Origin of the sequence: Sphingomonas sp. URHD0057 (assembly GCF_000620665.1) — a bacterium.
Classification (GTDB): Bacteria; Pseudomonadota; Alphaproteobacteria; order Sphingomonadales; family Sphingomonadaceae; genus Sphingomicrobium.
The window spans coordinates 61880-79983 of the sequence record NZ_JIAU01000008.1; the positions used below are offsets into that span (position 1 = coordinate 61880).

Sequence of the window (18104 nt, forward strand, 5' to 3'; positions counted from 1 at the left end):
TCGGGAGGGCGTTATGGTTGGTCGTCTTTTGATCACAGGCTTCATTGCGGCAATGGGCGCAAGCGCGGCGTTATCGCAAGGCGGGGCGAAGGGCCACACGGTGGCTCCAGCGACCGAAATTGTGCCGCTCTATGTCTCGACGAGCCGGCCGCTCGCCATGCTGACCATCGGCGACAGCGCGCCACTGCCCGTTGTGTTCGACACGGGGACCGACGAAAACATTCTCGATGCGGCCTATGGAACGCGCGCTTCGCTCAAGGTCGTCGGCCATTCGACAGTCGTCGATGGCGCCTCGGGCAATACGCTGGAAGTTCCGGTGGTGGCGACTCCCGACCCGCGTCTCAGCGGGGTGCCGCTCGAAACAAAGACCGTGCAACTGCTCCAGTATCGCTCTGGCGACGAGATGGGCGTCTTTGGACCCTATAGTTTCGGCGACCGCTACGTCGTCATCGAGCTTGGCCTCAACCGGGTCAGGATCATTCCGAGGAACAGCGGGTTCGTCCCTCCCGGCTCAGGGCACGCCTACAAGAAAAACCTGCCCGCGGTGGAAATTTCAGTTGCCGGCAAACGGCGCGAAGCGATGATCGACACCGGAAATGACAGCACGCTGATCCTGGGCGGCGACCTCGTCAAAACGACGGCCCTCAAGTCGCCCGCGAAGGTCGTTGGGATCGCCAAATCGGCGCTCGCGGAACGCAAGGTACTCGGGGGCACGCTGGCCGGCGCGCTCGTTGTCGGCCCCTATCGCGTAACGGATCCCGAAGTGAGCTTCTCGATGCCGGCTTCGACCGCGAACATCGGCTTTGCCGTCATCCGTCACCTCACCATCGTGCTCGATCCCGCCAACAAGCGCAGCTGGGTCCTCGATCCCGCGAGCGAGCGGCCGTCGTGGAACGATTTCACCGGCCGCTTCGGCCCGCGTTCGATCCACCTCGAAAGAGGCAAACTCATCCACCAGCGCGACGGCCGCCCGCCGTTCGCGCTCAAATATCTCGGCGGGGATCTGTTCGAGATGCCCGCGACAGGAGACCGTATCCAATTCTTCCGCAAGGATGGTCGCGTCGTCCGCCTCGAACTGATCACGGCCGAGGGCCAAGTCGCGCCCGCCGAACGTATATCCTAGCGCGGCGCGATCACCGCGAGCGCCTGCTTGCGGATGCGATAGTCCAGCGGCGGAGCCGAGCGCACCACTTCCCCGTCGAGTGAGACCGTCAGATGACTGCGATGGCTGTCGACCCGCAGCCGCTCGACGCCGTCGATCCTCACCATGTCATCGCGCCGGGTGCGCCTGAGCAGCGCGCGAATGCTCGCGGCGATCAGCCCGGCCCGGGTCTTCTTGCGCATTACCAGCACGCACAATTGGCCATCATCGAGGCTTTCGCGCTGCCCCGGCGCGCCGAGATCGAGCCGATAATCGTTGTTGCCGACGAACAGCAGCGGCGTATCGACGCGGGCTTTGTCGTCGTTGACGGTAAGCGTCAGCCGCTGGTGGTTGAAGCGCGCCAGGGTGCGAAGCGAGGCGACCAGCATCGCCAGGCGCTTGCTCCGGCCAAGCCTTCGTCGCTGGAGGTCGCGGTCCACAACCATCAGCGGGTACAAACCGATCGCGCTGTTGTTGATGAAGATGCGCCCGTTCATCTCGGCGACGTCGACGCGCTTCTCGATTCCAGACGCGATTAGCTTCGCTGCCTCGCCGAGGTCGGCTGGGATCCCGAGGTCGCGCGCGAAATGGTTGAGTGTCCCGAGGGGCAGGATGCCGAGCCTGGTCCCGGTCCCGATCAATGCCGACGCTGCGGCGCCGATGGTGCCGTCGCCGCCGCCGACGATGAGCAGCGCATCGCCGCGCTCGGCGACCGCCTTGCTGCGCACTTCGCAGTCACCGCCGTCGATCAGCTCGACCGCCGCATCGACACCCGCTTCACTAAGCGCCGTCGCGACCTTGTCCGCGATCCCCGCGTCCGCGGCGACCGCGCCGCCACCGCGGTTGAGCAGGACCGCGACCGGCACGCTTTAGCTGGCTGGGCCGATGCAGAAGGCTGCGAGCTTGTTCCCGTCGAGGTCGCGAAAATAGGCGCCATAGAACGCCCGCTCGCCCTCGTCGCCCCGAACGCCGGGAGGACCTTCGCACTTGCCGCCGAGCTCCATCGCCTTGGCGTGAAGCGAGTCGACCTTGGCCCGGCTGTCGCAGGCGATCGACGCCATGTTGCCGTTTCCGGCCGTCGCCGCATTGCCGTCATGGGGCTTGCACACCGCCAAGCCCGGCTTGCCCATGCCGGTGCCGTACATCGTGAAATTGTCGCCGAATTCCATGATCCGGCCCGCGCCGATCGTGGGCATCAGATTGTCGTAAAAGTTGCGAGCTTTATCGATATCGTTGCTGCCGACGGTCACATATCCAATCATTCCTGCCTCCCTCCCTTAGCTCTGGCCCTGCTTGCATTCGCCAACCCGCTGCGCCTCGACCCGCATCGACATGTTCATGCCGCCTTGCGGGCCGGTGCCGCTCAACTTCATCGACGTCTGCATCTGATAGCTGTCGGGCGAATAGGTGCCCGCCATCTGCATCACCTGCGTGCCGCCGTCCTTGCCGCCGCAGTGCATCGCCGCGTCGATCTTCCCGCCGTCCATGGTGAAATGCTCGTAACGGCATTGGTTGTTCTTGCCCGCAAAGAAATCCTCTCTTGGCCGCTTGACGTCCTCGGCCGTCAGGCAGGTCTGGAAGCCATGCTCCTGGTTCTCCGCCATCATCGTCTTCATCCGCTGCGCCATGTCGGCCGGCATTCCGGGCACGTCGAATTTCTCGATGGTTACCTTCGATTCCCACAGGCCGGGCCGAACGAACGTCTGGTCGCCGGCGCTTTGCCGAACCTTCGCGGCGACCTCGGCCACGCTCGCGTCCTTCTCGTCGACCTCGGGCCCTTTGTTGCACGCGGCCAGCGGCAGTGCGCAGGCGATCAGCAGAACGGCTGCTTTCATCTCCGGTCCCCTCGTTGACTCGGCCACCATAAAGCCCGGTCGAGGCACAGGCCAGCCGAGCAGGGTTATCGTTTCGTTAATCGCTTTCGCTCATCCTCAGCGGTGCTCGGTCTGTTTAACACAGAAGGGGCACCCCCATGTCAGCCAAGGCACGTACGCAGCCAGGCCGTTCCTGCGCTTCACGGACGAGACTTCTCCTCCACCGCGCATGCGGCTCCGCCGCGCTCGCAGCGTCGTTTGCACCGGCGCCGGCCTACGCCGCGCCGACGCCCGACACCTTGGTCAGCGTCTGCTCCGGGGTCAGCTTGCCGCCATCGGTCGTGACCGGGATCATGGATCCCGTCGTCACCGGCATCTACGACCCGATCGAAAGCACGGTGAACGATACGCTTGGCGCTCTTGGCTTGCCGTCGCCGCTCAGCGTCGATGTGAACGGCCTGCTTACGACCGCCGCCGCGGGCGGCGATATCGGCCTCAATGTAATCGCATCCGACGGCACGCTCGTCGGTCCGTCGGACGAGTGCAATGCGCAGGCCGACAGCTATACGCTCGACACGCCCGCCGGCATCTCGATCGGCGGCAATGCGGTTACCGGGCTCGGCGCCACCGGCGAGGAAGCCCAGGCGGGCGAGATCGACTCGATCGCGATCGGCAACAATGCCGCGACCGATGCGACCGCGACCGGCGCGATCGCGCTCGGCACCGATGCCACTGTCGGGGCGAACAGTATCGGGTCGGTCGCGCTCGGCACCGGCAGCTTGGTCACCGCCGCTAACAGCGTCGCCCTCGGCGCCGACTCGATCGCGGCGCGCGGCGCCCAGGCGAACTATGTCGCCCCGTTGCTCGTGGGCCTGCAAAACTCCGCCGGCGAAGTGTCGGTGGGCGCGTCGGGCGCGGAGCGTCAGATTACCAATGTCGCTGCCGGCTCCGCTCCGACCGACGCCGCGAATCTGGCTCAGGTTCAGGCGGTCGCCGCGCTGATCCCGACCGACGTAGTGCAATATGACGACGGCACCCACGCGACCATCACGCTCGATGGCGCCGCCGGGACGACCATCGGCAACGTCGCTGCCGGCGCCGTGACCGCGACCTCGACCGATGCCGTCAACGGGTCGCAGCTCTATGCGGTCGACCAGCAGGTGCAGGCGAACACCACCGACATCACCAACCTCCAGACCGACCTCGGGAACGTCCAGGTGAACGTGACCAACCTGCAAACCGACATCGGTGGCATCCAGACAGACATCACGAACGTCCAGACCGACATCACCAACCTGCAGACGAACTTCACCACCCTGCAGACTCAGGTGGACAACATCTCGCTCGGCGCGGACGGGCCGGTGCAGTATAGCAACCCGGGAACGCCGACGACACCGAACGGAGGAACGGCGACGAACGACGTCACGATCGTCAGCGGCGGGGCAGGCCCGGTTCGGGTTCACAACGTCGCTGCCGGAACCGTCGCGGCCGGCTCGACCGACGCCGTCAACGGCGGGCAGCTGTACCTCACCAATGTCGCTGCGGCCGCCGCCCAGGACACCGCCGACGAGGCGCTCGATCTCGCCAACAACAGCGTCCAATATGATGGTCCCGACCACAGTTCGGTGACGCTCGGCAATGCCGGGACGCCGGTCGGCCTGCATAACGTCGCGGCCGGCACGGCGGGCACCGACGCGGTCAACCTCGACCAGCTCAACGACGTCGCTGACAATGCCGTGACGCGCTCCAACCACTACACCGACGTCCGCCTGCAGCAGGTGAACTTCGACCTTCGCAGTGCGCGCCGCGAAGCCCGTGCCGGCAGCGCCGCGGCGCTTGCCGCCGCCGGCATGCCGCAGGCGTCCGACCCCGGCCGGAGCATGGTGGCGGCCGGCTTCGGAACCTATCGGGGCCGGACTGCCCTGGCGATCGGCGCATCGCATCGCACCGACAACGGACAAACCGTGTTGAAGCTCGGCGTGACCTACGACAGCAGCGAGCATGTCGGAGCGAACGGAGGCGTCGGCTTCCAGTTCTGACGTCGATGATGGTCCCGGGGCTGCCCACCGCCCCGGGGCCATTGGTCCCCGATTGCAACTTGCCCGTCGCTCCGTACAGTTGGTCGCTCCAATGACGGGGTCGCGATGAAGTCGGACAACATCCTGGGCGCCAGCGCGTCGTTGCTGGGCGTGGCGCTGCTCATCGTGACCGTCGTCCACATCAGCGGGCACGGCAACCGTTCGATCGCGGACGAGGTTGCGTTCGCCGCGGCGATTCTGTTCATCGGCAGCTGCATGACGGCGCATCTCGCGCTCGGCCGGAGCGACAAACGCCTCGACGTGATCGCCGACCGGCTATTCTTCCTCGGCCTCGTGATCCTGCTGTTTGCAGCGCTAACCTTCTGGTTTTGACGATCGGCAATCTCTCGAATTGTCCGGAGCCGCCGTAGCTCCCATATCGGCGAGAATGGCGATTCAAATCCGCACCTCGCTGGCCGAGCCCGAAACCGAGAGCTTCGTTCCGCACCGCCCGCCGCGACCCGACAAGGCCGAGGGCGGAAAGCCGTTCACACTGGTCGCGGACTATGAGCCGGCCGGGGATCAGCCAACGGCGATCCGCGAGCTGGTCGAAGGCATCGCCGAGAATGGCGAAACGAGCCAGGTGCTCCTCGGGGTCACCGGGTCGGGCAAGACCTTCACCATGGCGAAGGTCATCGAGACCTTGCAGCGGCCGGCACTGGTGATCGCGCCCAACAAGATCCTCGCCGCCCAGCTCTACGGTGAATTCAAGAGCTTCTTCCCCGACAATGCGGTCGAATATTTCGTCAGCTACTACGATTACTACCAGCCCGAAGCCTACGTCGCGCGCACCGACACCTACATCGAGAAAGAATCGAGCGTGAACGAGGCGATCGACCGCATGCGCCACTCGGCGACGCGATCGCTGCTCGAGCGCGACGACGTGATCATCGTCGCCTCGGTCAGCTGCCTTTACGGCATCGGCTCGGTCGAAACCTATTCGGCCATGACTTTCTCGCTCAAGAAGGGCGCGAGCGAGGACCAGCGCGAAGTCATCCGCAAGCTTGTCGCGCTCCAGTACCGCCGCAACGACCAGGCGTTCGCGCGCGGCAATTTCCGGGTGCGCGGCGACAGCCTGGAGATTTTCCCGTCGCACTATGAGGACACGGCCTGGCGAGTCAGCTTTTTCGGCGACGAGATCGAGACGATTACCGAATTCGACCCGCTGACGGGCAAGTCGGTCGCGACCCTCGATTACATCAAGGTCTATGCCAACTCGCACTATGTGACGCCCGGGCCGACGCTCAAGCAGGCGATGGAGGCGATCAAGCACGAGCTGGCCGAGCGGCTGAAGGAGCTCACTGCCGAAGGGCGCCTGCTCGAAGCGCAGCGGCTCGAGCAGCGCACCAACTTCGACCTCGAGATGATCGCCGCGACCGGCTCCTGCGCGGGCATCGAGAATTACTCGCGCTTCCTCACCGGCCGCCTGCCGGGCGAGCCGCCGCCGACCCTGTTCGAATATCTGCCCGACAATGCTTTATTGTTCGTCGACGAGAGCCACCAGACGGTGCCGCAGATCGGCTCGATGGCGCGCGGCGATCACCGGCGGAAGATCACGCTCGCCGAATATGGCTTCCGCTTGCCGAGCTGCATCGACAACCGCCCGCTGCGCTTCAACGAATGGGACGCGATGCGCCCGCAGACGACATTCGTCTCGGCGACTCCCGGACCGTGGGAGATCAACGAGACCGGCGGCGTCTTCTCCGAGCAAGTGATCCGGCCGACCGGGCTGATCGACCCGCCGGTCGAGATCAAGCCGGTCGAGGACCAAGTCGACGACCTCGTCAACGAAGCGAAGCTGACGGCCAAGAAGGGCTACCGCACGCTCGTCACCACGCTGACGAAGCGGATGGCGGAGGACCTGACCGAATATCTGCACGAGGCGGGTCTCAAGGTGCGTTACATGCACTCGGACGTCGAAACCCTGGAGCGCATCGAGCTGATCCGCGAGCTCAGGCTCGGCGTCTACGACGTGCTCGTCGGCATCAATCTCCTCCGTGAGGGCCTCGACATTCCCGAATGCGGCCTCGTCGCCATCCTCGACGCCGACAAGGAGGGGTTCCTGCGCTCGGAGACTTCGCTGATCCAGACCATCGGCCGCGCCGCGCGCAACGTCGACGGGCGCGTGATCCTCTACGCCGACACCATCACCGGCTCGATCGAGCGCGCGCTCGCCGAGACCAATCGCCGGCGCGAGAAGCAGCTCGAATATAACGCCGAGCACGGCATCACGCCCGAGAGCATCAAGCGCAACATCCACGACGTCCTCGCCCATCTCTCGACCCGCGACGGGGTCGTCGTCGACACCGGCGACGAGGACCGCCCGCACCTCGTCGGGCACAACCTCAAGGCCTATCTCGGCGACCTCGAAGAGCGCATGCGCAAGGCCGCCGCCGACCTCGAGTTCGAGGAAGCCGCCCGCCTCCGCGACGAGATCCGCCGCCTCGAGGAAGACGACCTCGGAATCCCCCACGACCAGCGCGTCGCCCCGCGCCCGCTCGGCAATTCGAGTGAGGGGAAACCGGGCACACGCAAAGGGCGGTTTGGCAAACAGCAGCGGACGCGGTTCGGCGGGCGGCGCGGCTGACTAGCGGAGCACGCCCTTGCGCTCCATTGCCCGAGCGTAGAGGTACAGCGCGCCGGCGACGACGATGACGACAACCGGCATCGCTTTCGCCATCGCGCCCTCGCCGCCTGGCATCGGCGGCGCCATCGCCATCTGGTAGCCGAGGCCTAGCAGCGCGCCGATCAGCGACAGCAGGAACGACCACACCGCCCAGCGGCTGCGGACCAGCAACAGGATCGCGCCCAGCAGGCCCATCCACACCCCAAGCCCCCAGCCGATCTGCGCCCACAAAGGGAAACCGTCGATCCACGCGAGCATCGCATTGGGATCGACTCCCGGCATCGCGCTGGCGAGATAATCCTCGTTGCGCATGCGGGTCATGAGATAGTCGTACGCGCCGAACCCGTTCCACAGCAGCGCCAGGAAACCGACGATCCACAAGTGCATGGGCGTCCGCGCGGTCACGGCTTGTTGCATCTTCCGTCCCCTCCTCGCCGCCGGTCCAGTCGAGCGGCCTCAACCTATCAGGCGCCGATCCCCCGGCCTCGTCAAGATCGCGCCGGCAAGCCCCTCAATTGACGGTCAATTCCTGCTTGAGGATCAGGGCCAGAGCGCTTGCGAGCGAATCGAGCTCATATGGCTTCTGCAAGACGGGAAAGCCGTGCGATCCGCCGACGTCTTCGCTGTATCCCGTCGTCAACAGGATCGGCAGCTCGGGAAAGCGCTTGCGTACCTTTTCCGCGAGCTCAATTCCGCTGATTCCTCCGGGCATCACGATGTCCGAAAAAACCAGCTTGGGACGATCGCCGCCAGCCAGCCGCTCGAGCGCTTCCTTCGCGCTATGGCTGACCTCGGGTTGAAACCCGAGTTCGCCGAGCATTCCAGCGGCGAGCTCCGCGACCAGGACGTCATCTTCGACGACGAGGATGCGGCCCCGCGCGTGGACGCCGTTCGCGTGCGCAACTCCGGTCGCGGCCGCATCGCGGCTCGCCGGAAGATAGATGGTAAAGCTCGCGCCGTCGCCGATCCTGGATTCAACCGTCACTGCCCCGCCGAGCTGCTTGGCAAAGCCGAACACCTGGCTCAGCCCCAGCCCGGTCCCTTCACCGAAGCTCTTGGTGGTGAAAAATGGCTCGAATACGCGATCCATGGTTTCGCGCGACATGCCCGTCCCGGTATCGGCGACGCGCAGCGCGACATGGTCGCCGCGAAGACCCTCCGGCTTGCCGTTGAGAGTCTCGTTCGTCGCGCTGATCCTGAGCGTGCCCCCGTCCTTCATGGCATCCCGTGCGTTGAAGGCGAGATTGAGCAGCGATAGTTCCAGGGCACCGGCGTCGGCATCGACGTTCCACAGCTTGTCACACATCTCGATGATGACCTCGATATTGCTGCGGAGGGACGGCCGCAGCAGCATCGTCACGTCATCGAGAAAGCTCGTGAGGTCGATGGATTGGATGTCGAGCGGTTGCGCTCGGGCGAACGCCAGAAGCTGCTTGGTGAGGCTGGCCCCGCGCTGCGCGGAGTTGCGGATTCCGTCGAGCATTCGCGCCAGCTTTTCGGGTTTGTCGAGATTCCGCCTGCCAAGGTCCGACGCGCCCAGGATCGCCGTCAACAGATTGTTGAAATCGTGGGCGAGCCCGCCGGTCAGCTGGCCGAGCGCCTCCATCTTTTGCGAGCGGAACAATTGTTCGCGCGATTCCTCGAGCCGCAGCTGGGCTTCGCGCTTCTCACTCATGTCCCGCGTCACTTTCGCGAAACCGATCAGATTGTCGTCCTCGTCACGGATCGCGTCGATCACCACGCTCGCCCAGAATCGCGTGCCGTCCTTGCGCACACGCCACCCTTCGGCCTCGTATCGGCCAGTCTCGCGCGCCGTCTCAAGCGCCCTTTTCGGCACGCCGGCGTCGAAGTCTTCGGGCGTATAAAAACGGCTGAAATGCTCGCCGATGATCTCCCCCGGCGCGTACCCCTTGATGCGTTGCGCGCCCGCGTTCCAATTGGTCACGCGCCCTTCGGGGTCGAGCATGTAGATCGCATAATCGGTGACGCCCTGGATCAGGATGCGGAACGTGCGCTCGGCCTCGATCAGCGCCTGCTGCGCCTCGCGCTGCTCGGTCATGTCGCGCGTGATCTTGGCGAAACCAATCAGCTTTCCGTTGTCGTCCTTGATCGCATCGACGACGACACTTGCCCAAAAGCGGCTGCCGTCCTTGCGCACCCGCCAGCCTTCGCCCGCGTACTTGCCCTCGCGCCGCGCAGTGTCAAGGACCGTCTGAGGCATGCCTGCCGCCCGATCTTCATCGGTGTAGAATTGGGAAAAATGCTGCCCGACGATCTCGTGCGTCTTGAAGCCCTTGATCCGCTCGGCACCGACGTTCCAGCTCGTCACGCAGCCATCCGGGTCGAGCAAGTAGATCGCATAATCGACGATCGACTGCAGGAGCAGCTTCGACGGGTCCTCGAACATCGGCTCTTTCACTATGCCTTCCGGACCCCCTCAAAGCGCGCCGCGAACGCCGGCGCGCACCTCGCTGGGAAGCTTAACCCGCAAACTCCTCCGTGGTTTCACGAGAAACAACAGGAGTTCGCCGTGTGTGCCTTCGCCGCGACAATCGGCGTCGCGTCACCGGCGTTGGTTCGCCAGCCGGCTCATCAGGATTGCGGCGCGCTTCGCCTGCTTGAAGATCGAGGGCACATCGACGACCTCCTTGTCGGTGTGCGAGCCGTCGCTCGACGGGCCGAGGCCGACCAGCCCATCGAGGTCCGCGGCGACGAAGCTGATGTCGCCGGCGCCGCGTTTGGACGGGTCGAGCTCGCCCATTTCGGTGAGGCCCATGTCGCGATTCACGCCGTTGAGCCGGGCAAGCAACGCACGATTGCCTTCGGTCGGCGGCATCGGCGGGTACGAATCCTCATCGAAGCTGATCTCGGCCTTTGCGCCGGTCAGCGACTGGGCGACGATCACGCGCATCTTTTCGTGGGCACGCTCGATCTGCTCGGGACTGATCGCGCGCAAGTCCCCGCGCGCAACCGCGGTGGCGGCGATGATATTGGTCTTGCCCGTTGCCTCGAGGCGAATGCGGCCGGCGTCGAGGGTCGCGCTCTGCCCTCCGCCGATCAGGCCGACATTGTAGGTCAGCCGCTCCTCGGGCAGCTCGCGGCGGAACTGGTCGATGATCCGCGCCAGCTCGTAGATCGCGCCGTAATTGCCGGCGCCGACGCCCGCCGAATGGGCGCTGCGCCCGGTCACGGTGAGCGTCCAGCTGCCCGCGCTGCGCCGCGCGATCGAGCCCATCTCGACCGGGCCATTGGGGCCGTCGTCGATCGCCAGATCCTCGAAATCGAGCGCGGCGTCGGCCTTTCTCCCTTCGGCGACGAGGTCGCGCCGCGACACCGTCAGCGGCGGGCCCGCGTCCTCCTCGTCGCCGGTCAGGAACACCGTGATGTTCGCATTTTTGAGCGTCCCCGCCGCCTGCATGGCGCGCAGTGCAGCGACGATCACGGCGATCCCGCCCTTGTCGTCGCCCGCGCCCGGGCCGTGGGCGCGAGCGCCCTCGACCTGCCAGCGCTGGAACGGCGAATCGAGCTCGAACACGGTGTCGAGGTGCGCGATCAGGAGCAGCCGCTTGCCGCGCTTGGCTCCGGTGTGGCGCGCAACCAGGTGCCCGGCGCGCCCGGCCTCCTTCATATCGATCCACTCGGTCTTGAAGCCGAGTGCCGCAAATTCCGGCTCGACCATCCGGCGCACGGCCTCGACTCCGGCAAGGTCCATCGTCCCGCTGTTCTGGTTGACGATGGTGGCGAGGAAATCGGTGGTGCGCTGCTGCTCCGCGTCCACGGTCCGGATCATGGTCTGCTCCGCGCGGCTCAGCGCGGCGACGGCGGGTGTCGGCAGAAGCGCGAGCACCAGCAGTAAAAGCGAAGGTCGTGATGTCATGACGGCACGTTAGCGAGGCAATCGGTCTTCGTCACCATGGACCACAGGTTCATTCCTCTTTCCTACAGATAACCTTTCTGGTTACACACTGCGCCGACTCGGGATACCTGGGAGGCGTAAATGGAAGACATTGCCGACATCGACCGGCTGATCGATGCGCTGATCGAGCGGGAAGGCGGCTTCGTCAGCCACCCGGCCGACAAGGGCGGGCCGACCTGCTTCGGGATCACCGAGGCGGTGGCGCGTGCTCATGGTTACGTCGGGCCGATGCGCCTGCTGCCGCGCGAGGAGGCAGCGACGATCTATGAGCGACTCTACTGGCTGCGCCCGCGCTTCGACGACATCGCGAGGCGCAGCTGGCGCCTGGCCGCCGAGCTGTTCGATTCCGGCGTGAACATGGGGCCGGCGGTCGCCGCGACCTTCCTTCAGCGGGCGCTGACCGCGCTCAACCGCAGCGGCAAGGACTATCCCGATCTGGTTCCCGACGGGCGGATTGGCCCGATGACCCTGTTCGCGCTCGATGCCTTTCTCGCGACGCGCGGCAAAACCAGCGGAGAGACCGTGCTGTTGCGCGCGCTCGAAGCGCTCCAGGGCGAGCGCTACCTCCGTCTTGCCGAGCGCCGCCCAGCCAACGAGGCGTTCCTCTACGGCTGGCTGGCGAACCGAATTGGTGAGCACTGACCCGCGCGCCCACGCGGAGGCACCGCGAACATTCGCGAACATTCGAATGGAGCGGCGCCTGCGCGGTCGCCATGGTCGCGCTGCTGATGTGGGGCGGGTGGTCGCGGTCCGAAGAGCATAGCATCGTCACCATCTTCGGCTGGTCGCTCGGCGGCTTCATCCTCGCCATGGTTGCGGTGATCGTCGGCCTGCTCACCGGCGGGCCGGTCGGCCGCTTCAAGGTGGCCGCGACGCGCGACGGCGCTTCACTGGAAACGGAGGCGCGGCCGTGACCCTGCTTCGGCTTCTTAACGTCCAGGGCATCGCCGGGATCACGGCTTCGCTGTGCCTCGCCGTCCTGTTCATCCTGCAAAAGGGCGAGACCCGCCACTGGCGCAAGCAATCCGGCCACTTCGAGCAGCTCTATCAGCACGAGCAATCGGCCTTCGCCGGCACCGTCGCCAATTATCGCGCCGCCGCCGCCCGGACGGAGGACGCCGATCGAGCCACTGCCGAGCGCGTCCGCGCCGAGCAGGCCGCCATCAACCAAAGGAGCAACAATGCGTTCGAAACTCGTCTGGCCGATGCTCGCGCTCGCGCTGAGCGCCTGCGCCTCGAAGCCCCAACCGCCGCAGCCAATCCCAGTGCTCGCGGAGGCTCGGCAGTGCCCGGCGTTCCCGCTGCCTTCGGCAAACTTGCTTCAGCTGCCGCGGAAGATCGACTTCCTGCCAGCGAGGCCCTCACAGCCACCGAGCAAGCCATCCAGCTCGACGAGCTGATCAAATGGGTCCGACAACAGCATGAGGTCGACAGCAATCAGCCGTAGGCGGTATCGGACACCATGAAGCCGGACCGCCTTAACGCATTCACCGACGGCGTCATCGCCATCATCATCACCATCATGGTGCTGGAGATGCGCGTTCCGGAAGGGACCGGCCTCGCGGCCCTGCGTCCGGAATTGCCGATCTTTGGCGCCTACGTCCTCTCCTTCATCTACGTCGGCATCTACTGGAACAACCATCACCACATGATGCAGACGGCGAAGCGCGTCGACGGGCGCGTGCTGTGGTCGAACCTCGGCCTGCTGTTCTGGCTCAGCCTGTTCCCGTTCGTCATCCGCTGGATCGACGAGCGCGGCGTGACCAGCTTCCCGGTTGCCGCCTTCGGGGTCGTGCTGACCATGGCCTCGATCTCTTATCTCGTGCTCGAAAAGGCGCTGATCGCGGCGGAAGGAGAGTCGTCGGGCGTGGCGGAGGCGGTCGGCTCGCGCATGAAGGAATGGCTGAGCTTCATTCTCTACGTCGTCGGAAGCGCTGCCGCCTTCCTTGTCTCGCCGTGGCTTTCGATCGCGCTTTACATGGCGGTCGCGGTGATCTGGCTGGTGCCGGACCGGCGCTTCGAACGGAAAGGTTGATGCGTCGAGCCGCCGGCCTCGCGGCGCTGTTGGCGGCCGCCTCCCCCGCGGTGGCCGCAGCGCCTCAGCTCAGCTCGCGTCCGGCCGCTACTGCCGCGACCCTCGCGCCGGGCGAGACCACGCTCGCCAACGGAGCCGTCGCCTATCGGCCCGCCTCCCTGCCGCCCGGCCCGGCCCCGGTTCTGATTCTCCTGCACGGTGCCGGCGGCTACCCGCTCGACTTCCTCGAGCAAATGAAACCGGTCGCCGACCAGCGCGGGCTGATGCTTCTGTTTCCCCATTCGCGCGGCCGAACCTGGGATTTCATCCAGAACCTCGCCGCCGAGCGCGATCCATGGCGCGGCGGCCTCGATGCGCACCGGATCGACCAGTCGCTCGGCGACCTGTTCGCCCGCGCCTCCGTCGATCGGAAGCGCGTCGTCCTCCTCGGCTTCTCCGACGGGGCAAGCTACGGACTGTCGCTCGGCACTGCCAACCCGCAGCTGTTCAGCGCCGTCGTCGGCTTGTCGCCCGGAATGTTCGTGCCCCCCGATCGCGTCGATCGCGAGCAGCGCATCTTCATCGCCCACGGCCGTAGCGATCACGTCCTGGCGTTCCAGAACACCAGTGAGACCATCGTGCGCCAATTGCGCGGCGGCGGGGCCAACCTCGTGTTCCGGCCGTTTGCGGGCGATCACCAGATCGAGGGCAAGGTCCTGCTCGAGGCGCTCGATTTCACGCTCGGCTTGCAAGCGCCACCGCTTGCTCCCACCTCGCCGCCAAAGTGAATTTGGAGATGGGCTTTGGACAATTGGCATGGAACCACGATCCTGGGGGTGAAGAAGGGCGGCAAGACGGTGATCGCCGGCGACGGTCAGGTCACGATGGGCAACACGGTCATGAAGCCCAATGCGAAGAAGGTCCGCCGCATCGGTGACGGCAACGTCATCGGCGGCTTTGCCGGTGCGACCGCCGACGCTTTCACCCTGTTCGAGCGGCTGGAAAAGAAGCTCGAGCAATATAACGGCCAATTGCTGCGCGCCGCGGTCGAGCTCGCCAAGGACTGGCGCACCGACAAGTACCTCCGCAATCTCGAGGCGATGATGATCGTCGCCGATGCGGAGCAGCTGCTGATCCTCACCGGCAATGGCGACGTGCTCGAGCCCGAAGGCGGGATCGCGGCGATCGGCTCGGGCGGCAATTACGCGCTGTCGGCCGCGCGTGCGCTCGCCGACTACGAGCAGGACCCCGAAGTGCTCGCCCGTCGCGCGATGCAGATCGCGGCCGAGGTTTGCGTCTTCACCAACGATCAGCTGACGCTGGAAATCGTCGAGTAAGAACGGCAGTGTGGCGCGATGCTGCTCGATCGCCGCGCATTTTCATTTGGCTCCGCCGCACTGCTCACCGGCTGCGCGACGGTCGGCGGGCGGCCGCGAACCTTCGCCGATTGCACGCCACTGCCCAAGGTCCTGGCCGACGAAAGCCGGGTGATCCGCACCGTCGCCGGCCTGAGGCCCTACCGCCGCTCGGGCTTCGTGGTCCGCCGCGAGGCGCTGGGCGACAAGGCGCTGGTCCACAATTACGGCCACGGCGGCGGCGGGATCACGCTGAGCTGGGGCTCATCGAAGCTCGCCATTGAGCTTGGGCTCCAAGGCCACAGCGGCCCCGTCGCGGTGATCGGATCGGGGGTAATGGGCCTGTCGACCGCGCGGTTGGTGCAGGAAGCCGGCTTCCCGGTGACGATCTACACCGCGGCGCTGCCGCCCGACACCACGTCGAACATCGCCGGCGGCCAGTTCCATCCGTTCTCGGTGTTCCGCGACAGCGAAGTGACCGCCGAGTTCAGGGCGCAATTCGCCCGGGCCCTCGACTACAGCTGGCGGCGCTTCCAGATCATGGTCGGCGAGGATTACGGAGTCCGCTGGCTGCCGACCTATGTCGAATCGGACAGCCCGGAAGAAAAAGTCATCGCCACCTTCCCGCCGGTCAACCGGATGCTGCGGCCCGCCGAACATCCGTTCCCGATCGACAGCATGCGGCGGTACGACACCATGTACGTCGAAACCGGACGCTACCTTCGCGAGATGCTGCGCGATTTCGAGATCGCCGGGGGTAAGATCGAGATTCGGCGGTTCGCCTCGCCCGCGGACATCGCCGCGCTGCCCGAGCCGCTGGTGTTCAACTGCACCGGGCTCGGCAGCCGCAACCTGTTCAACGACTTGGGTCTGCATCCCGCGCGCGGCCAACTCGCCATCCTCGAGCCGCAGCCCGAGGTGCGCTACGCCGCGCTCGGCGACTTCGGCTACATGTTCCCGCGACCCGACGGGATCATCCTTGGCGGGACGTTCGAGATCGATGAGTGGGATGCGACCCCACAGCCCGCGGCCATCGCCCGCATCGTCGCCTCGCACAAGCGCTTCTTCGACAGCTTCCGCTGCGCCGCTTGAACGAGGTCCGCGCGCTTCCGATGTAACGGACCAATGAACTATCATTCGCCCATTTCCCCAAGCGGCGGGGATTCATCGCAGATGCTCAAGGACAAGCTCACGCCCAAGGCGATTGTCGCCGCATTGAACGAGCATATCGTCGGGCAGGACGACGCCAAGAAGGCGGTCGCGGTCGCCTTGCGCAACCGCTGGCGCCGCCAGCAGCTCGGCCCCGAGCTGCGCGACGAAGTGACGCCGAAGAACATCCTGATGATCGGCCCCACGGGGTGCGGCAAGACCGAGATCAGTCGCCGCCTCGCGAGGCTCGCCGACGCGCCGTTCGTCAAGGTCGAAGCGACCAAGTTCACCGAGGTCGGCTATGTCGGCCGCGACGTCGAGCAGATCGCCCGCGACCTCGTCGAGGAGGCGGTGCGGCTCGAGCGCGAGCGCCGCCGCGCCAAGGTCCGCGCCGGAGCCGAGGATGCCGCCATGGACCGGCTGCTCGACGCGCTGACCGGGAAGGGCTCGAGCGAAGCGACTCGCCAGAGCTTCCGCCAGCGCTTCACCGACGGCAGCCTCGACCAGGCCGAGGTCGAGATCGATGTCGACGAAGCGCCGGCAATGCCGTTCGAGATCCCCGGCATGGGCGCGCAGGTGTTCGACCTCAAATCGATCATGGGCAAGGCCATGGGCGGTGGCCCACGCAAGCGCCGCAAATTGAAGGTCGCCGAGGCGTTCGCCCGGCTGACCGAGCAGGAAGCCGACAAGCGCATCGATCCGGACGACATCAATCGCGCCGCGCTCGCCGATGCCGAGGCCAACGGCATCGTGTTCCTCGACGAGATCGACAAGATCGCGGTCAGCGACGTGCGCGGCGGGTCGATCAGCCGCGAGGGCGTCCAGCGCGACCTCCTGCCGCTGATCGAAGGGACCACGGTCGCGACCAAGTACGGGCCGCTCAAGACCGACCACATCCTGTTCATCGCTTCGGGCGCGTTCCACCTCGCCAAGCCCGCCGATCTGCTGCCCGAACTCCAGGGCCGGCTGCCGATCCGGGTCGAGCTGAAGGCGCTGACGCAGGAAGATTTCGTTCGCATCCTGTCGTCGACGCGCGCCAGCCTCACCGAACAATATCAGGCGCTGCTCGGTACCGAGGGCGTGACCATCACCTTCGCCGACGACGGCATCGAAGCGCTCGCCCGCATCGCCGCCGAGGTCAACGAGGCCGTCGAGAACATCGGCGCGCGGCGCTTGCAGACGGTGATGGAAAAGCTGCTCGAGGACGTCAGTTTCGAGGCCGAAGACCGCCGCGGCGAGACGCTGACGGTCGACGCGGCCTTCGTCGACCAGCAACTCAGCAGCATCGCCCGCAATGCCGACCTCAGCCGCTACGTGCTCTGACCGCCCTTCGGTAGCGCCACACCAACCCTTCCGCGAACGGCGGCCACAGGCTGGCCCTGATCCCCGCAAGTCTCAGCCAGTTGGCGGCGACGGCGTTGCAACTGCGCACCGCATTCGCCTTGCCGGTCGCGCGATAGAAAGCGTCGGACGGGCCGTAGCCGGGATGGTCGATCCGGATCGGCCGACCTTCCGCGTCGAGCACAAAATCGGCGCGGATCGCGGTCCACAGCCGCCGATATTCCTCTGGGCGGAGGCGAATTTCGCGAACGGCATAATAAGGGCCCGTTTCATATTCGACGTGCATCACGCGCTTGCCCCCGGCGAGCGCCGACCACAGCGTTCGCGGCGTGATGTCCCACCACGCCGGTGTGTTCAGATAGACCCGCTGCTCACCCGAACCGAAGGCGATCCAGCCGGCGTTCGGGTCGGCCGCCGCGAAGTCGCCCGGCGGGATCAGCGGTCGCCAATCGAGTCCCTCCGCCGCAACCGGCATAATGATGTCGACGTGGATGCCGTTGTCGGCGAGGTAGATCGTGGCCCCTCGGCCCGGCTCGCTCCACTGGCGATTGACCGGCACCAGCGAGCCGATGAGCGCCGCGACCAGGTACAGCGCGGGAATGGCGAGCAGGACGGTGAGCGCACGCCCAACCCACTTGCCTGATTTGCCTTTTCGCCGTCGCCGCGCCAC

General features: G+C 66.0%; 19 protein-coding genes. 12 read left to right on the plus strand and 7 right to left on the minus strand.

Annotated elements, in window-relative coordinates; genetic code table 11:
- Positions 1-13: 13 nt before the first annotated feature.
- Positions 14-1123, plus strand: a complete 1110-nt coding sequence (locus N539_RS0107190) for a hypothetical protein (protein WP_156029820.1) — start codon at positions 14-16, stop codon at positions 1121-1123.
- On the opposite strand, the gene N539_RS0107195 is transcribed toward N539_RS0107190, so the two are convergent.
- Genes N539_RS0107195 through N539_RS0107205 form a run of 3 tightly spaced genes read right to left on the minus strand, consistent with a single transcriptional unit; the run spans position 1120 to position 2976 of the window.
- On the minus strand, positions 1120-2007 hold the full coding sequence (locus tag N539_RS0107195) for a diacylglycerol/lipid kinase family protein (protein WP_028969729.1): 888 nt from the start codon (positions 2005-2007) through the stop codon (positions 1120-1122). The two genes, N539_RS0107190 and N539_RS0107195, sit on opposite strands and share 4 nt — an antisense overlap.
- Positions 2008-2010: 3 nt before the next feature.
- Complete coding sequence (locus N539_RS0107200) at positions 2011-2403, minus strand: VOC family protein (RefSeq protein ID WP_028969730.1); 393 nt, start codon at positions 2401-2403, stop codon at positions 2011-2013.
- 15 nt (positions 2404-2418) lie between these two features.
- On the minus strand, positions 2419-2976 hold the full coding sequence (locus tag N539_RS0107205) for a DUF3617 domain-containing protein (RefSeq protein ID WP_028969731.1): 558 nt from the start codon (positions 2974-2976) through the stop codon (positions 2419-2421).
- 332 nt (positions 2977-3308) lie between these two features.
- Between N539_RS0107205 and N539_RS0107215 the strand changes: the two genes are divergently transcribed.
- The 3 genes from N539_RS0107215 (at position 3309) to uvrB (ending at position 7620) form a co-directional block, all read left to right on the plus strand.
- Positions 3309-4994: a YadA family autotransporter adhesin gene (locus tag N539_RS0107215; protein ID WP_028969732.1), complete on the plus strand. Its 1686-nt coding sequence runs from the start codon at positions 3309-3311 to the stop codon at positions 4992-4994.
- 105 nt (positions 4995-5099) lie between these two features.
- Positions 5100-5366: a hypothetical protein gene (locus N539_RS0107220; protein WP_028969733.1), complete on the plus strand. Its 267-nt coding sequence runs from the start codon at positions 5100-5102 to the stop codon at positions 5364-5366.
- Between the two features lie 55 nt (positions 5367-5421).
- The gene (gene uvrB / locus N539_RS0107225) at positions 5422-7620 is read left to right on the plus strand and encodes an excinuclease ABC subunit UvrB (protein WP_028969734.1); all 2199 of its coding nucleotides are present in this window, start codon (positions 5422-5424) and stop codon (positions 7618-7620) included.
- Here the strand turns inward: uvrB and N539_RS0107230 are convergent, their stop codons facing one another.
- The 3 genes from N539_RS0107230 to N539_RS0107240 all read right to left on the minus strand — a co-directional run bounded on the left by N539_RS0107230 (position 7621) and on the right by N539_RS0107240 (position 11536).
- On the minus strand, positions 7621-8076 hold the full coding sequence (locus N539_RS0107230; protein ID WP_037552529.1) for a hypothetical protein: 456 nt from the start codon (positions 8074-8076) through the stop codon (positions 7621-7623).
- 94 nt (positions 8077-8170) lie between these two features.
- The gene (locus N539_RS0107235; protein WP_028969736.1) at positions 8171-10078 is read right to left on the minus strand and encodes a hybrid sensor histidine kinase/response regulator; all 1908 of its coding nucleotides are present in this window, start codon (positions 10076-10078) and stop codon (positions 8171-8173) included.
- Positions 10079-10222: 144 nt separating this feature from the next.
- The gene (locus N539_RS0107240; RefSeq protein WP_051531604.1) at positions 10223-11536 is read right to left on the minus strand and encodes a M20/M25/M40 family metallo-hydrolase; all 1314 of its coding nucleotides are present in this window, start codon (positions 11534-11536) and stop codon (positions 10223-10225) included.
- Positions 11537-11656: 120 nt separating this feature from the next.
- On the opposite strand from N539_RS0107240, the gene N539_RS0107245 reads away from it, so the two are divergent.
- The 8 genes from N539_RS0107245 (at position 11657) to hslU (ending at position 17416) form a co-directional block, all read left to right on the plus strand.
- Complete coding sequence (locus N539_RS0107245; protein ID WP_028969738.1) at positions 11657-12217, plus strand: glycoside hydrolase family 108 protein; 561 nt, start codon at positions 11657-11659, stop codon at positions 12215-12217.
- 71 nt (positions 12218-12288) lie between these two features.
- Complete coding sequence (locus N539_RS0107250) at positions 12289-12489, plus strand: hypothetical protein (protein ID WP_028969739.1); 201 nt, start codon at positions 12289-12291, stop codon at positions 12487-12489.
- Entirely contained in the window at positions 12486-13022 is a 537-nt protein-coding gene (locus N539_RS0107255; RefSeq protein ID WP_028969740.1) for a hypothetical protein, read from the plus strand. The genes N539_RS0107250 and N539_RS0107255 overlap by 4 nt, the downstream gene beginning before the upstream one ends.
- A gap of 15 nt (positions 13023-13037) precedes the next feature.
- Complete coding sequence (locus tag N539_RS0107260; RefSeq protein WP_028969741.1) at positions 13038-13610, plus strand: TMEM175 family protein; 573 nt, start codon at positions 13038-13040, stop codon at positions 13608-13610.
- Entirely contained in the window at positions 13610-14377 is a 768-nt protein-coding gene (locus N539_RS15915; protein WP_051531606.1) for an alpha/beta hydrolase, read from the plus strand. Before N539_RS0107260 ends, N539_RS15915 begins: the two co-directional genes overlap by 1 nt.
- A gap of 15 nt (positions 14378-14392) precedes the next feature.
- Positions 14393-14926: an ATP-dependent protease subunit HslV gene (hslV, locus tag N539_RS0107270; protein ID WP_156029821.1), complete on the plus strand. Its 534-nt coding sequence runs from the start codon at positions 14393-14395 to the stop codon at positions 14924-14926.
- An 18-nt stretch (positions 14927-14944) separates the two neighbouring features.
- Positions 14945-16036 carry an FAD-dependent oxidoreductase gene (locus tag N539_RS0107275; protein ID WP_051531607.1) on the plus strand — a complete coding sequence of 364 codons (1092 nt, stop codon included), beginning with the start codon at positions 14945-14947 and terminating at the stop codon, positions 16034-16036.
- A gap of 81 nt (positions 16037-16117) precedes the next feature.
- A complete protein-coding gene (gene hslU / locus N539_RS0107280; RefSeq protein WP_028969744.1) occupies positions 16118-17416 on the plus strand; it encodes an ATP-dependent protease ATPase subunit HslU in 1299 nt (432 codons plus the stop codon).
- Here hslU and N539_RS15920 read toward each other — a convergent pair.
- Complete coding sequence (locus N539_RS15920) at positions 17397-18104, minus strand: TIGR02117 family protein (protein ID WP_051531608.1); 708 nt, start codon at positions 18102-18104, stop codon at positions 17397-17399. The genes hslU and N539_RS15920 overlap by 20 nt on opposite strands.